General features: G+C 33.2%; 24 protein-coding genes. All 24 read right to left on the bottom strand.

The features are described 5' to 3' along the window. Window positions 1–65: 65 nt before the first annotated feature. The 24 genes from map to rpsJ all read right to left on the bottom strand — a co-directional run bounded on the left by map (window position 66) and on the right by rpsJ (window position 12251). On the bottom strand, window positions 66–812 hold the full coding sequence (gene map, locus I4U58_RS01595; RefSeq protein ID WP_195929276.1) for a type I methionyl aminopeptidase: 747 nt from the start codon (window positions 810–812) through the stop codon (window positions 66–68). A 3-nt stretch (window positions 813–815) separates the two neighbouring features. Continuing rightward, entirely contained in the window at window positions 816–1463 is a 648-nt protein-coding gene (locus tag I4U58_RS01590) for an adenylate kinase (protein ID WP_195929274.1), read from the bottom strand. A gap of 15 nt (window positions 1464–1478) precedes the next feature. Further along, window positions 1479–2747: a preprotein translocase subunit SecY gene (gene secY, locus I4U58_RS01585; protein WP_195929272.1), complete on the bottom strand. Its 1269-nt coding sequence runs from the start codon at window positions 2745–2747 to the stop codon at window positions 1479–1481. A gap of 38 nt (window positions 2748–2785) precedes the next feature. Then, window positions 2786–3229 carry a 50S ribosomal protein L15 gene (gene rplO / locus I4U58_RS01580; protein WP_195929270.1) on the bottom strand — a complete coding sequence of 148 codons (444 nt, stop codon included), beginning with the start codon at window positions 3227–3229 and terminating at the stop codon, window positions 2786–2788. A gap of 34 nt (window positions 3230–3263) precedes the next feature. Then, window positions 3264–3449 carry a 50S ribosomal protein L30 gene (gene rpmD / locus I4U58_RS01575; protein ID WP_007285304.1) on the bottom strand — a complete coding sequence of 62 codons (186 nt, stop codon included), beginning with the start codon at window positions 3447–3449 and terminating at the stop codon, window positions 3264–3266. A gap of 14 nt (window positions 3450–3463) precedes the next feature. After that, on the bottom strand, window positions 3464–3970 hold the full coding sequence (gene rpsE, locus I4U58_RS01570) for a 30S ribosomal protein S5 (protein WP_007285303.1): 507 nt from the start codon (window positions 3968–3970) through the stop codon (window positions 3464–3466). Window positions 3971–3991: 21 nt separating this feature from the next. Then, the gene (rplR, locus tag I4U58_RS01565; RefSeq protein WP_195929268.1) at window positions 3992–4360 is read right to left on the bottom strand and encodes a 50S ribosomal protein L18; all 369 of its coding nucleotides are present in this window, start codon (window positions 4358–4360) and stop codon (window positions 3992–3994) included. A 64-nt stretch (window positions 4361–4424) separates the two neighbouring features. Further along, window positions 4425–4967, bottom strand: coding sequence for a 50S ribosomal protein L6 (rplF, locus tag I4U58_RS01560; protein WP_007285301.1), 543 nt, complete (start codon window positions 4965–4967; stop codon window positions 4425–4427). A 30-nt stretch (window positions 4968–4997) separates the two neighbouring features. Further along, on the bottom strand, window positions 4998–5396 hold the full coding sequence (rpsH, locus tag I4U58_RS01555; protein ID WP_007285300.1) for a 30S ribosomal protein S8: 399 nt from the start codon (window positions 5394–5396) through the stop codon (window positions 4998–5000). A gap of 32 nt (window positions 5397–5428) precedes the next feature. After that, a complete protein-coding gene (locus I4U58_RS01550; RefSeq protein WP_007285299.1) occupies window positions 5429–5614 on the bottom strand; it encodes a type Z 30S ribosomal protein S14 in 186 nt (61 codons plus the stop codon). 18 nt (window positions 5615–5632) lie between these two features. Next, entirely contained in the window at window positions 5633–6175 is a 543-nt protein-coding gene (rplE, locus tag I4U58_RS01545; protein WP_007285298.1) for a 50S ribosomal protein L5, read from the bottom strand. Window positions 6176–6205: 30 nt separating this feature from the next. Next, window positions 6206–6514 (bottom strand): 50S ribosomal protein L24, encoded by a 309-nt coding sequence (gene rplX / locus I4U58_RS01540; protein WP_343004161.1) that lies wholly within the window; start codon window positions 6512–6514, stop codon window positions 6206–6208. Window positions 6515–6535: 21 nt separating this feature from the next. Further along, window positions 6536–6904, bottom strand: a complete 369-nt coding sequence (rplN, locus tag I4U58_RS01535) for a 50S ribosomal protein L14 (RefSeq protein WP_007285296.1) — start codon at window positions 6902–6904, stop codon at window positions 6536–6538. 24 nt (window positions 6905–6928) lie between these two features. After that, the gene (gene rpsQ, locus I4U58_RS01530; RefSeq protein ID WP_022070620.1) at window positions 6929–7183 is read right to left on the bottom strand and encodes a 30S ribosomal protein S17; all 255 of its coding nucleotides are present in this window, start codon (window positions 7181–7183) and stop codon (window positions 6929–6931) included. A 22-nt stretch (window positions 7184–7205) separates the two neighbouring features. Beyond that, complete coding sequence (gene rpmC, locus I4U58_RS01525) at window positions 7206–7409, bottom strand: 50S ribosomal protein L29 (protein WP_007285294.1); 204 nt, start codon at window positions 7407–7409, stop codon at window positions 7206–7208. 1 nt (window position 7410) lies between these two features. Further along, window positions 7411–7842, bottom strand: coding sequence for a 50S ribosomal protein L16 (gene rplP, locus I4U58_RS01520; protein WP_022070621.1), 432 nt, complete (start codon window positions 7840–7842; stop codon window positions 7411–7413). 34 nt (window positions 7843–7876) lie between these two features. Next, entirely contained in the window at window positions 7877–8668 is a 792-nt protein-coding gene (rpsC, locus tag I4U58_RS01515; protein ID WP_195929266.1) for a 30S ribosomal protein S3, read from the bottom strand. Window positions 8669–8686: 18 nt separating this feature from the next. Beyond that, the gene (rplV, locus tag I4U58_RS01510; RefSeq protein ID WP_195929265.1) at window positions 8687–9022 is read right to left on the bottom strand and encodes a 50S ribosomal protein L22; all 336 of its coding nucleotides are present in this window, start codon (window positions 9020–9022) and stop codon (window positions 8687–8689) included. A gap of 31 nt (window positions 9023–9053) precedes the next feature. Beyond that, complete coding sequence (rpsS, locus tag I4U58_RS01505) at window positions 9054–9335, bottom strand: 30S ribosomal protein S19 (RefSeq protein WP_195929256.1); 282 nt, start codon at window positions 9333–9335, stop codon at window positions 9054–9056. A 61-nt stretch (window positions 9336–9396) separates the two neighbouring features. Continuing rightward, complete coding sequence (gene rplB, locus I4U58_RS01500) at window positions 9397–10227, bottom strand: 50S ribosomal protein L2 (RefSeq protein WP_195929254.1); 831 nt, start codon at window positions 10225–10227, stop codon at window positions 9397–9399. 29 nt (window positions 10228–10256) lie between these two features. Then, window positions 10257–10547, bottom strand: a complete 291-nt coding sequence (gene rplW / locus I4U58_RS01495; RefSeq protein ID WP_195929252.1) for a 50S ribosomal protein L23 — start codon at window positions 10545–10547, stop codon at window positions 10257–10259. Window position 10548: 1 nt separating this feature from the next. After that, window positions 10549–11172 (bottom strand): 50S ribosomal protein L4, encoded by a 624-nt coding sequence (gene rplD, locus I4U58_RS01490; protein ID WP_195929250.1) that lies wholly within the window; start codon window positions 11170–11172, stop codon window positions 10549–10551. 29 nt (window positions 11173–11201) lie between these two features. Further along, window positions 11202–11831, bottom strand: a complete 630-nt coding sequence (gene rplC / locus I4U58_RS01485; protein ID WP_195929248.1) for a 50S ribosomal protein L3 — start codon at window positions 11829–11831, stop codon at window positions 11202–11204. Between the two features lie 108 nt (window positions 11832–11939). Beyond that, window positions 11940–12251, bottom strand: a complete 312-nt coding sequence (gene rpsJ / locus I4U58_RS01480) for a 30S ribosomal protein S10 (protein ID WP_007285285.1) — start codon at window positions 12249–12251, stop codon at window positions 11940–11942. Between the last annotated feature and the right edge of the window lie 476 nt (window positions 12252–12727).

Genomic DNA, 12727 nt, shown 5'->3' with positions numbered 1-12727 from the left:
GCTTAACTTTAATGTCAGCAGGTTCAAAACCTGCATTATTTATAATATCATTTATTTGACTAAATTTAAAGACTTGTTAGCAAAATTGGCTCATTTTCTGTAATTACTATCGTATGTTCATAGTGTGCTGAATTTTTCCCATCGATTGTAACAATAGTCCATCCATCTGATAGACATTTGACATTGAATTTGCCCATATTCACCATTGGCTCTATAGCTAAAACCATTCCAGCCTTTAATTTTGGTCCTTTTCCTGGTTTCCCATAATTAGGTACATCAGGTGGTTCATGAAGATGTGTGCCTACTCCATGACCAACCAAGTCCCTAACTACTGAAAAGCCATTCTTTTCAACATATGTTTGTATTGCGTGTGAGATGTCCGAAAGTCTGTATCCGATTTTTGCAAACTTTATTCCTTCATAGAAGCTTTGACGTGTTACTTCTATTAACTTCCTATTGTCTTCAGATATTACACCGACAGCGTGCGTTTTTGCAGCATCACCATGATATCCTTTATAATAGGCTCCTATATCAATACTTATAATGTCTCCCTCTTTTACTATTTTGTTTCCTGGAATACCATGTACAACTTCATTATTGATAGATGCACAGATACTTCCTTTGAATCCTCCATAGCCTTTAAAAGATGGTACTGCATTATATTTTCTTATATTCTCTTCAGCTATTGTATCTAACTCTAGAGTTGATACCCCCGGAATTATAGCTGACTTTAATAATTCATGAGTTTCGGCGACAATTTTGCCTGCCTCTCTCATGATTTCTATTTCTTCTTTAGATTTTAAGTTGATCATTATCTATTTGCCTTCTAATGCAGAAACTATATCGTTGAATACTTTGTCTATAGATTGTTGACCATCTATATCTGCTATTATTCCAACTTTAGAATAATAATCAGCTAATGGTTTAGTTTCATCTAAGTAAACTTGTATTCTTTTTGAAACTGTCTCTTCATTATCGTCGGCTCTTTGATAAAGTTCTCCTTTACATATATCACAAACGCCTTCTTCTTTAGATGGGTTAAATTCTATATGATAAGTAGCACCACAAGATTTACAGATTCTTCTACCTACAGCTCTTGCAACTAACTTTTCTTTATCAACTTCTATATTTATTACTTTATCTAAAGCAATACCATGTTCTTTTAGAAATGCATCTAATTGTACTGCTTGAGATACATTTCTTGGAAATCCATCTAACATGAATCCATTACCACAATCAGGTTGTGATATTCTATCAGTTACTAGACCAACTGTTAGTTCGTCTGGAACTAATAAACCTTGATCCATATATTCTTTAGCTTTCTTTCCAAGGTCTGTTCCCTCTTTTATATTTTGTCTAAATATATCTCCTGTTGATATATGAGGTATTTTGTATTTTTCAACTATCCCTGCTGCTTGAGTTCCTTTTCCAGCACCAGGAGGTCCTAATAATATTAGTCTCATTTAATCATCTCCAATTTATTTTAAAAATCCTTGATAACTTCTCATAACTAGGTGTGACTCTAACTGTCTCTTAAGCTCAAGTGCTACCCCTACAACGATTAGTATTGATGTACCTGCTAAACTCATGTTTACACTCATAAAGTGTACTGTGAATGCTGGTATCATTGCTATTACTGCTAAGAATAAAGCTCCCGCAAGAGTTATTCTAGATAGTATTTTGCTTAAGTAATCTACTGTAGGTCTACCAGGTCTTATTCCTGGTATGAATCCACCATTATTTTTCATATTTTCAGCAATATCGTCCACATTGAATGATATTGTAGTATAAAAATAAGAGAAAAATACTATTAATAGAACTTCTAGTGATCTATAAATCCAAAATCCTATATCACCAGATGTGCTTAAGTAAGTGGAAACAAAATTTTGGGCATTTTTGCCCATAAATAATGCTATTGTTTGTGGAAATGCTAAAAGTGAACTAGCAAAGATTATTGGCATAACCCCTGATTGATTTACTTTCATTGGTATATGAGAGTTTTGACCTCCATATAACTTTCTTCCAACAACTTTTTTAGCATATTGTACTGGTATTTTTCTTACCGCCTCGTTAATAAATGTAACTAAAGCGATAGTTACTAACATTATTACAGCTAATACTATAGCTAACCATAATACTAATGTACCAGATTGAACTGATTTTACTACACTTATTAAATCTGAAGGTATTCTTGAGATAATACCAACAAATATAATGATAGAACTTCCGTTTCCTAGTCCTTTTTCAGTTATTCTATCACCCATCCACATTAATATCATACTTGCTGAAACTAATGTCATGATAACTGTAGCAATAGAGAAAATACTGTCAGATGTCAATGCACTCTTTATAACCCCTAGAGTTATACCTACCGCTTGTATTATTGCTAATACTAATGCTGTATATTTAGTGTACATATTCATCTTCTTTCTACCTTCTTCACCAGATTTCTGAAGTTCTTTCAAACTGTCGAAACCTACTGTTAAAAGTTGTATTATGATTGAAGCAGTGATATAAGGCCCTATACCTAGAGCAAATAGTGTAAAGTTACTAAATGCTCCTCCTGTGAACATATTATATAGAGCTAGTAAGCTATTACCACTTACTAAATTACTAATAATACTTGTGTTTACATCAGGAACTGGTATTGTGGTACCTATTCTAAATATTAGAATCATCATTAGGGTATATAAGATTCTTCTTCTTACATCTTTTACTTTCCAAGATTGTTTTATCTTTGATAGCACGTAATATCACCCACCTGTAACTTTTGAAAGAACAGATATTATACTAATTCTGCTTTTCCTCCAGCTTTTTCGATTTTTTCTTGAGCTGAAGCAGTGAACTTAGCAGCTTTAACTGTTACAGCTTTCTCAAGAGTTCCTTCTCCTAATATTTTTACTCCGTCTTTTTCTATTTTACTTATAGCACCTGTAGATTTTAATAATTCTGCAGTTATTTCTGTACCATTTTCAAATCTATTTAAAAGTTCAACGTTAACTTCTGTGTATATTTTTCTGAATGGATTTTTGAAACCTCTCTTAGGAAGTCTTCTAGCTAGTGGCATTTGTCCACCTTCGAATCCAACTCTTACTCCACCGCCTGAACGAGATTTTTGACCTTTTTGTCCACGTCCTGCAGTTTTACCTTGACCTGTAGCAGTACCTCTACCTAATCTTTTTCTAGATTTTACTGCACCTTGAGCAGGTTTTAACTCATGTAGTTTCATGGATTGCACCTCCTTCTTTATTCCTTATCTATTATTATTCAGCTATTTCAGTTACTTCAACTAAGTGAGCAACTTTTGCGATCATACCTCTCATTTGGGCATTATCTTCTTTAACAACTACTTGTTCTCTTCTTCTTAATCCTAAAGCTTCAACATTCTTTTTTTGTTTAGGAGTAGTCCCTATTGTACTTCTAACTAATTTTATTTGTAATTTAGCCATTTCACACTACCTCCTTATCCTAAAAGATCTTCTACTTTTTTACCTCTAAGTCTAGCTACATCTTCAGCTGTTTTTAAAGAACTTAATCCTTCTATAGCAGCATTAACCATATTTCTTGGATTTTTAGATCCTAAAGATTTAGCTCTAACATCTTTTAATCCTGATAATTCTAATACAGTTCTTGCAGCACCACCAGCGATGATTCCTGTACCTTCTTGAGCAGGCATTATTATTATTTTCCCAGCACCGAAGTGTCCGATTACTTCGTGAGGAATAGTTGTACCAACTATTGGTACTCTGATAAGATTCTTTTTAGCATCTTCTGCTGCTTTTTTTATAGCATCTGGAACTTCCATTGCTTTTCCAGTACCTATACCAACGTGTCCGTTTTCATCTCCAACTACTACTAAAGCTGCGAATCTAAAGTTTCTACCACCTTTAACAACTTTAGTAACACGTCTTACCTCAACAACTCTTTCTTGTAAGTCTAGTTGTCTAGCATCTATAAGTTTACGACGCATGCCTTCTTCCCTCCTCTTTTATTAGAATTTAAGACCAGCTTCTCTTGCACCTTCAGCTAATTCTTTTATTCTTCCATGATATATATATCCGCCTCTGTCGAATACTACTTCAGTGATTCCTTTTTCAACAGCTTTTTTAGCTACCATTTCGCCAACTAATTTAGCTGCTTCTTTATTTCCTGTATGATTAACAGCACCCTTAACAGCTTCATCTAATGAAGATGCAGCAACAAGAGTTACTCTATTTGTGTCATCTATTATTTGAGCATATATATTGTTTGAACTTCTAAATACACATAATCTTGGTCTTTGAGGTGTTCCGAACACTTTTCTACGAACTCTCTTATGTCTTTGAAGTCTTTTAGCGTTTTTATCAGCTTTCTTTAACACTGAGCTCACTCCTTTCAACCTTATATTTGGTTCAACTTTATTTTGGTTAAACTTTAGGTTCTACCTATTTTTTACCAGTTTTACCTTCTTTACGTCTTATATATTCACCAGCGTATTTTATACCTTTACCTTTGTATGGTTCTGGTTTTCTCCAATCTCTTATTTTAGCAGCGTAGTTACCAACTAATTGTTTGTCTATACCTTTTACTACTAATTCAGTTTGATTTGGAACTTCTACAGTTATACCTTCTGGATCTTCCATTTCTACTGGATGTGAGAATCCTAAGTTCATAACTAATTTATTTCCTTGTTTTTGTGCTCTGTATCCAACACCAACTAATTCTAATTTCTTTTCGAAACCAGCATTAACACCAGTTATCATATTGTTTATTAACGTTCTAGTTAATCCGTGTAATGATCTATGTTGTTTGTTGTTTGTTGGTCTAGCAACTGTTATAACGTCGCCTTCTTTAGTTATTGTTAAAGCAGCGTCGAACTGTTTTTCTAAAGTACCTTTTGGTCCTTTTACAGTAACGTGGTTACCTTCAGCTATAGTAACTTCTACACCTGCAGGTACTGTTATTGGTTTTAAACCTATTCTTGACATAGTTACACCTCCTTGCTTCCTTTAATATTATTACCAAACGTAGCAGATAACTTCTCCACCAACATTTTCTTTTCTTGCTTGTTTATCAGTTAATATCCCTTTTGAAGTAGATATTATTGATATACCTAATCCGTTTAATACTTTAGGTATTTCATAAGCGTTTGTATAAACTCTCATACCAGGTTTAGAGATTCTTTTTATACCTTGTATAACTCTCTCTCCTGCTTGTCCGTACTTTAATTGTATTCTTATTATTCCTTGTTTTTCATCTTCTATAACATCATAACCTCTAACGAAACCTTCTTCTAATAAGATTCTTACTATTTCTTTCTTTATGTTAGAAGCTGGAACATCAACAGTTTCATGCTTAACAGTATTTGCATTTCTTATACGAGTAAGCATATCTGCAATTGGATCTGTCATTGTCATATTGAAAACCTCCTTTCATATTTGGGCAAATTCTACCAACTTGCTTTTCTTACACCAGGTATTTGTCCTTTGTAAGCTAATTCTCTAAAGCATATACGGCATATACCAAAGCTTCTTAAAACTGAATGTGGTCTACCACATATAGAACATCTAGTGTATTCTCTAGTTTTATATTTTTGTTTCTTTTGTTGTTTTACAACCATTGCTTTTCTAGCCACTGGAATCCCTCCTTTTTATTATTTTGAAAATGGCATTCCTAATAATTTTAGTAATTCTCTAGCTTCCTCATCTGATTTAGCTGTAGTAACGAATATTATATCCATTCCTCTTACTTTGTCTACTTTATCATACTCTATTTCTGGGAATATTAATTGTTCTTTTATTCCTAAAGCATAGTTTCCTCTACCATCAAAAGCATTTGGATTTATACCTCTGAAGTCTCTAACTCTTGGTAAAGTAACTGATACTAATTTATCCATGAAATAGTACATTTTATCTTGTCTTAAAGTAACTTTTGCACCTATTGGCATACCTTCTCTTAATTTGAAGTTAGCTACTGATTTTTTAGCTCTTGTTATAACTGGTTTTTGACCTGCTATAAGTTCCATTTCTTCAACAGCTTTTTCTAATCCTTTTGGATTTTCTTTAGCGTCACCTATACCCATGTTGATAACTATTTTATCTATTTTAGGTATTTCCATTACGTTTTTGTAATTAAATTTCTCCATTAACGCAGGAGCAACTTCTTTCATGTATTTTTCTTGTAATCTAGAAGTCATTTACGGTCCCTCCTTTCGAGTTATATTGTATTATATTTCTTTTCCGCTCTTAACTGCTACTCTTACTTTTTTTCCATCTTTCATTTCGAATCTAACTCTAGTTCCTTTTCCAGTTTCTGGATCAAGTGGCATTACGTTAGATATATGAATTGGAGCTTCTTTGTTTATTATTCCACCTTGTGGATTAACTGCAGTTGGTTTTTGGTGTTTAGTCATTATGTTAACACCTTCAACAACTACTCTGTTTTGTTTTGGTAAAACAGCAACAACTTTACCTTTTTTACCTTTATCTTTACCAGCTATAACTACAACTGTGTCATCTTTCTTAACGCGCATCATGTCTCCTATTGCACCTCCTTATTATAGTACTTCTGGAGCAAGAGAAACTATTTTCATGAATTCATGATCTCTTAACTCTCTAGCAACAGGCCCGAATATACGAGTTCCTACTGGAGTTTTATCATCTTTTATTATAACTGCAGCATTTTCATCGAACGCTATATAACTTCCGTCATTACGTTTAATGCCTTTTTTACTTCTTACTATAACAGCTTTAACTACTTTTCCTTTTTTTACAACTCCACCAGGTGTTGCACTTTTAACTGTAGCAACTATTACGTCACCTACGTTACCATATTTTCTTTTACTTCCGCCTAGTACACGTATACATAGTAATTCTTTTGCACCAGAATTGTCAGCAACTTTTAAGCGTGTCTCTTGTTGTACCATAGTAATCCCTCCTTTTCAAAAAAACTACTTAACTTTTTCAACAACTTCAACTAGTCTAAATCTTTTATCTTTTGATAAAGGTCTAGTTTCCATTATTTTTACTCTATCTCCGATTCTACATTCGTTATTTTCGTCGTGTGCCTTAAACTTTTTAGTTCTTTTAACAGGTTTGTTGTATAATTCATGACGTACGAAATCTTCAACAGCAACAACTATTGTTTTGTCCATTTTATTACTTACAACACGGCCTATTCTTACTTTTCTTCTTCCTCTTTCCATGTTTAAAAGCCTCCTTTCCAAATTAAGCTCTAGTTTCGTTTAACTTTCTTTCAGCAAGGATAGTTTTAACTCTTGCAATATCTTTTTTAACCATTTTTATTCTTGCTGTATTTTCTAATTGACCAGTAGCTAATTGGAATCTTAAGCTAAATAATTCACTTTTGAAGTCATTTAATTTAACTATTAGCTCTTCGCTTTTTAAATCTCTTAACTCTTTAGCTTTCATCCTATTCACCACCCTTTACATCTAAATCTTCTTTTTTCACAAATTTACATTTTATAGGAAGTTTGTGAGCTGCTAGTCTCATTGCTTCTCTAGCTTTTTCTTCAGGAACACCTGCTAACTCAAACATTACTCTTCCTGGTTTAACTACGGCTACCCAATATTCTGGAGAACCTTTCCCAGCACCCATACGAGTTTCAGCTGGTTTTCTTGTTACTGGTTTATGAGGGAATATTTTTATCCAAACTTTCCCGCCTCTTTTTATATATCTTGTCATCGCGATTCTGGCAGCTTCTATTTGATTAGAAGTTATCCAAGATGGTTCTAAAGCAACTAGTCCGTATTCTCCGTAAGTAACTGTGTTACCTTTTTGAGCCTTTCCAGTCATTCTTCCTCTATGAACTCTACGACGTTTTACTCTCTTTGGCATTAACATGAGATTTCTCCTCCTTCCTTGAAGCTAACTTTGATTAATTATTTTTTTCAGATCTTTGAGGTCTTTGTCCTCTAGCTCTATCGTTTCCTCTAGAATTTCTTCTATTGTTATCTCTTCTGTTATCTCTTCTCTTGTTATCTCTTCTGTCTCTTCTGTTGTCTTTTCTTTCTTCTCTAGGGTTTACACCATTTCTAGTTGGTAATACTTCCCCATTGCATATCCAAACTTTTATACCTATTTTACCATAAGTAGTATCAGCTTCTGCGAAACCGTAATCTATATCAGATCTTAAAGTTTGAAGAGGTACATTTCCTTCGCTATAACCTTCAGTTCTAGCCATTTCTGCTCCACCTAATCTACCAGATGCAGCAACTTTTATACCTTTTGCACCAGATTTTAAAGCTCTTTGTACAGCTTGTTTCATAGCTCTTCTGAAAGCTACCCTTCTTTCGATAGCTAATGCTATGTTTTCAGCTACTAATTGAGCATTTCTGTCTATTCCTTTAACTTCTATTATATTAACTATAACAGTTTTCTTAGTCATTTTTTCTAATTCAGCTTTTAAAGCTTCTATTTTAGCTCCAGCTGCACCTATAACCACACCTGGTTTAGCAACATGAAGATCTATTCTTATTTTGTTTGCTGATCTTTCTATTTCTATTTTAGCAACACCAGCAACGTATAATCTTTCTTTTAAGAATGTTCTTATTTGGTGGTCTTCTAATAATAAACTTCCGAACTCTTTTTTATCAGTAGTGAACCATCTTGAATCCCAATCTTTTATAACACCGACTCTTAGTCCGTGTGGGTTAACCTTTTGTCCCATTTATTTCCCTCCTATCTCTTATTGTCTTTCTTTTAAAACAACCTCTATGTGAGAAGTTCTTTTTCTTATCATAGTTGCACGACCTTGTGCTCTAGGCATAAATCTTTTTATTGTTGGTCCTTGATTAGCAACTATTGATGCTACGTATAATTTATCTGCATCCATTTCATGGTTATTTTCAGCATTAGCTTTTGCTGATTTTACTACTTTAGCTATTATATCAGCTGCTCCTCTAGGAGTGAATTTTAATATTGCTAAAGCTTCATCAACGTTTTTACCTCTTACAAGAGAGCATACTTGACCTGCTTTTCTTGGAGATACACGTACATATTTTGCGATTGATCTTGCTTCCATCGTTCTTCCTCCTTTCCTAGTCAGGATTTAATTATTTTCTCTTATTTCCTTTTTCGTCATCTTTGTGACCTTTGAAAGTTCTTGTTGGAACAAATTCTCCTAATTTGTGTCCTACCATATCTTCTGTTATATATACAGGAATATGTCTTCTTCCGTCATGTACAGCTATAGTGTGCTCTACCATTTGAGGGAATATAGTTGAACTTCTTGACCAAGTTTTTATAACTTCTTTGCTTCCGCTTTCGTTCATAGCTTCTATTTTTTTAAGAAGTCTAGGGTGAACAAAAGGTCCTTTTTTAGTTGATCTTGACATTTAATTTCCTCCTTCCCGAGTAAAATAAATTTCTATTTAAAATCTATTGTTTCGTCATCTACTATTTAGTTCTTCTTGAAACTATTAATTTATTAGATGCTTTATTTTTCTTTCTAGTTTTGTATCCAAGAGCTGGTTTACCCCATGGAGTTACTGGAGATGGTCTACCTATTGGAGATCTACCTTCCCCACCACCGTGTGGATGGTCGTTAGGGTTCATTACAGAACCTCTTACTGTAGGTCTGATACCCATATGTCTTTTTCTACCTGCTTTACCTATAGTTTCGTTAGCGTGTTCTACGTTACCTACTTGTCCTATAGTAGCTTTACATTCTATTGATACATATCTCATTTCACCAGATGGTAATCTTAATAATGCTTTGTTTCCTTCTTTAGCCATTAATTGAGCTGAAACACCTGCAGATCTAACTAATTGAGCGCCTTTTCCAGCTTTTAACTCTATGTTGTGAACTACAGTACCTACTGGCATGTTTTTTAATGCTAATGCATTACCTGGTTTTATATCAGCAGTTGGTCCAGATAATAAAGTATCTCCTACTTTTATACCTACTGGAGCAAGTATATATCTTTTCTCACCATCTGCGTAGTTTAATAATGCTATATTAGCAGTTCTGTTTGGATCGTATTCTATTGTAGCAACTTTTGCTGGAATACCATCTTTATTTCTTTTAAAATCTATTATTCTGTATTTTCTTCTGTTTCCTCCACCTCTGTGACGAACAGTTATTTTTCCGTGAACGTTTCTCCCAGAATTCTTCTTTAAAGGTACTAAAAGAGATTTTTCTGGTTGGTTAGTTGTAACTTCATCAGATATAAAAACTGTCATTTCTCTTAAGGCAGGAGAAGTTGGTTTAAATTTTTTAATAGCCATCTTATTTTCCCTCCTTTATTTCTTAAGTATTACATACCTTGGAAAAATTCTATTTCTTTACTTTCAGCAGTTAATTTAACTACTGCTTTTTTGTAGCTAGCAGTTTTTCCTATGCTTCTACCCATTCTTTTAACTTTTCCATCGTAGTTTAATGTATTAACTTTTTCTACATCTACTCCGAATATTGATTCTACTGCTTTTTTTATTTCAGTTTTGTTAGCTCCTTTTTGAACTACAAAAGTGTATTTTTTGTCAGCCATGTCAGCCATACTTTGTTCAGTAACTATTGGTCTTATAACTATATCATGTGGATTAGTCATTTTATGCGTACACCTCCTCCACTTTTTTAACAGCATCAGTAGTTATTATGAATGAATCATATTTTAATATGTCATAAACATTTATAGTGTTAACTAATGCAGTTTCAACGTTTGGTATATTAGCAGCTGATTTTATTACGTTTTCGTTCTTTTCAGCCATTACTACTAAAGCTTTTTTAGCAGCATTTACATTTTTTAATATTGTAGCGAACTCTTTAGTTTTAGGTGCTTCCATTGTTAAAGCATCTAATACTATCATTTCGTTAGCTTGAACTTTAGAAGTTAAAGCACTCTTCATAGCTAATCTTCTAACTTTCTTTGGTAATGTGTATCTGTAGCTTCTTGGTTTTGGTGCGAAAGCAACTCCTCCACCTATCCATTGTACAGCTCTTATAGAACCTTGTCTAGCTCTACCTGTTCCTTTTTGTCTCCAAGGTTTTCTTCCGCCACCTCTAACTTCTGCTCTAGTTTTAGCAGATTGAGTACCTTGTCTTTTATTAGCAAGTTGGTTTTTTACAACTTCGTATAATACATGCTCATTCACTTCAACACCGAATACAGCATCTGATAATTCTATTTCACCAACATTTTGTCCTTGTATATTTAATACGTTTAATTTTGGCATTGTGATTCCTCCTTTCTTAGGTTAGTCAATTATTTAGAAGCTTTAACTGCTTCTTTTATTGTTACTACTGAACCTTTAGCTCCTGGTATAGCACCTTTTACTAATATAAAGTTTTTGTCAGCGTCAACTCTTACTACTTCTAAGTTTTGAACTGTAACTTTAACGCTACCCATGTGTCCAGCTAATTTTTTGTTTTTGAAAACTCTACCTGGGTAAGAACAAGCTCCCATTGAACCTGGTCTTCTGTGGTATCTAGAACCGTGAGTTTCAGGACCTCTTGATTGTCCATGTCTTTTTATTGGACCTTGGAATCCTTTACCTTTACTTATTCCAGTAACATCTATTAATTCACCTGCAGCGAATAAATCAGCTTTTATTTCTTGTCCAACTGTATATCCTTCTACAGAGTCTACTCTAAATTCTTTTAAATGTTTTTTTAATGTGTTAGCAGCAGCTAAGTGACCTTTTTGTGGTTTGTTTAAAGATTTTTCTTTAGCATCTCCGAAACCAACTTGTATAGCAGTGTATCCATCATTTTCAGTTGTTTTAACTTGAGTAACAACTACTGGACCTGCTTCAACTACTGTTACAGGTATTACTTCACCATGTTCAGTGAATATTTGAGTCATACCTATTTTTTTTCCTAATATTCCTTTCATATTAGCACCTCCTATAATTCTTACAGCGGATTACCAAAAGCGGTAATCATTCTAAGATAACTACCTTATAGGACCGTATCTTAGGTGTTTTATATTATAATGTAGATATTATAATTTTATTTCTATGTCTACACCAGCTGGTAAATCTAATCTCATTAATGAGTCTACAGTTTTAGGTGTTGGACTAGTTATGTCTATTAATCTCTTATGAGTTCTTATTTCGAACTGTTCTCTAGAATCTTTATATTTGTGAACAGCTCTTAATATTGTCACAACTTGTTTTTCAGTTGGTAGTGGCACAGGTCCTGAAACTTGTGATCCAGCTTTTTTAGCAGTTTCAACTATTTTTCCAGCTGAAAAATCTAATAATTTGTGATCATATGACTTTAATCTTATTCTTATTTTTTCATTTTTAGCCATTTTTGTTTCCCTCCTTTTTTAACATTTAAACTTAATCATTAATACCGATACACAGTTCCGGGTGTTCTGTAAACTTAAACCTAAAATTTAAACGATATAATAATTAAATTTGGATTTTGTTTTTCGTATCTCTCAAGCACACTATTATATTTTATATTATTCTTCTTAGTTTTTCAAGACTTTTTTTAATTTATTTAGTTTATTTTTTTTACCAAATCTTTTGCTAAATCTTAAGTTCAGAAGAAACTTTATTTGTAATTTAAAAGCCTTATTCAGTATACAATCTTTAAATTATATTGTCAACAACTTAAAATTATTTCCTTAAAATAAAAAGGGGAAAACCTAAGCCCTCCCCTCAATTGTTTATTTTATTATGCGTATTTTGAAAAATTAATTAATCTATTATAGATTATTCTATTATAGATGCTACAACACCAGATGCTACTGTTCTACCACCTTCTCTTATAGCGAATCTT

It is taken from the genome of Clostridium sp. 1001270J_160509_D11 (assembly GCF_015667935.1).
Lineage (GTDB): Bacteria > Bacillota > Clostridia > Peptostreptococcales > Peptostreptococcaceae > Intestinibacter.
This window is presented reverse-complemented; position numbering and strand designations above follow the sequence as displayed.

What these genes read in the sequence shown, in the direction of transcription:
- I4U58_RS01590 (WP_195929274.1), bottom strand. Translation starts at nt 1,463, where the DNA reads ATGAGACTAATATTATTAGGACCTCCTGGTGCTGGAAAAGGAACTCAA.
- rplE (WP_007285298.1), bottom strand. Translation starts at nt 6,175, where the DNA reads ATGACTTCTAGATTACAAGAAAAATACATGAAAGAAGTTGCTCCTGCG.
- rplW (WP_195929252.1), bottom strand. Translation starts at nt 10,547, where the DNA reads ATGACTAATCCACATGATATAGTTATAAGACCAATAGTTACTGAACAA.
- rpsH (WP_007285300.1), bottom strand. Translation starts at nt 5,396, where the DNA reads ATGACAATGACAGATCCAATTGCAGATATGCTTACTCGTATAAGAAAT.
- map (WP_195929276.1), bottom strand. Translation starts at nt 812, where the DNA reads ATGATCAACTTAAAATCTAAAGAAGAAATAGAAATCATGAGAGAGGCA.
- rpmD (WP_007285304.1), bottom strand. Translation starts at nt 3,449, where the DNA reads ATGGCTAAATTACAAATAAAATTAGTTAGAAGTACAATAGGGACTACT.
- rplC (WP_195929248.1), bottom strand. Translation starts at nt 11,831, where the DNA reads ATGAAAGGAATATTAGGAAAAAAAATAGGTATGACTCAAATATTCACT.
- rplX (WP_343004161.1), bottom strand. Translation starts at nt 6,514, where the DNA reads ATGATGCGCGTTAAGAAAGATGACACAGTTGTAGTTATAGCTGGTAAA.
- rplP (WP_022070621.1), bottom strand. Translation starts at nt 7,842, where the DNA reads ATGTTAATGCCAAAGAGAGTAAAACGTCGTAGAGTTCATAGAGGAAGA.
- rpmC (WP_007285294.1), bottom strand. Translation starts at nt 7,409, where the DNA reads ATGAAAGCTAAAGAGTTAAGAGATTTAAAAAGCGAAGAGCTAATAGTT.
- rplO (WP_195929270.1), bottom strand. Translation starts at nt 3,229, where the DNA reads ATGAAACTACATGAGTTAAAACCTGCTCAAGGTGCAGTAAAATCTAGA.
- rpsC (WP_195929266.1), bottom strand. Translation starts at nt 8,668, where the DNA reads ATGGGACAAAAGGTTAACCCACACGGACTAAGAGTCGGTGTTATAAAA.
- rplV (WP_195929265.1), bottom strand. Translation starts at nt 9,022, where the DNA reads ATGGAAGCAAGATCAATCGCAAAATATGTACGTGTATCTCCAAGAAAA.
- rplD (WP_195929250.1), bottom strand. Translation starts at nt 11,172, where the DNA reads ATGCCAAAATTAAACGTATTAAATATACAAGGACAAAATGTTGGTGAA.
- rpsJ (WP_007285285.1), bottom strand. Translation starts at nt 12,251, where the DNA reads ATGGCTAAAAATGAAAAAATAAGAATAAGATTAAAGTCATATGATCAC.
- rpsE (WP_007285303.1), bottom strand. Translation starts at nt 3,970, where the DNA reads ATGCGTCGTAAACTTATAGATGCTAGACAACTAGACTTACAAGAAAGA.
- rplB (WP_195929254.1), bottom strand. Translation starts at nt 10,227, where the DNA reads ATGGCTATTAAAAAATTTAAACCAACTTCTCCTGCCTTAAGAGAAATG.
- rpsQ (WP_022070620.1), bottom strand. Translation starts at nt 7,183, where the DNA reads ATGGAAAGAGGAAGAAGAAAAGTAAGAATAGGCCGTGTTGTAAGTAAT.
- rplN (WP_007285296.1), bottom strand. Translation starts at nt 6,904, where the DNA reads ATGGTACAACAAGAGACACGCTTAAAAGTTGCTGACAATTCTGGTGCA.
- rpsS (WP_195929256.1), bottom strand. Translation starts at nt 9,335, where the DNA reads ATGTCAAGATCAACTAAAAAAGGACCTTTTGTTCACCCTAGACTTCTT.
- rplF (WP_007285301.1), bottom strand. Translation starts at nt 4,967, where the DNA reads ATGTCAAGAATAGGTTTAAAACCAATAACAGTACCTGCAGGTGTAGAA.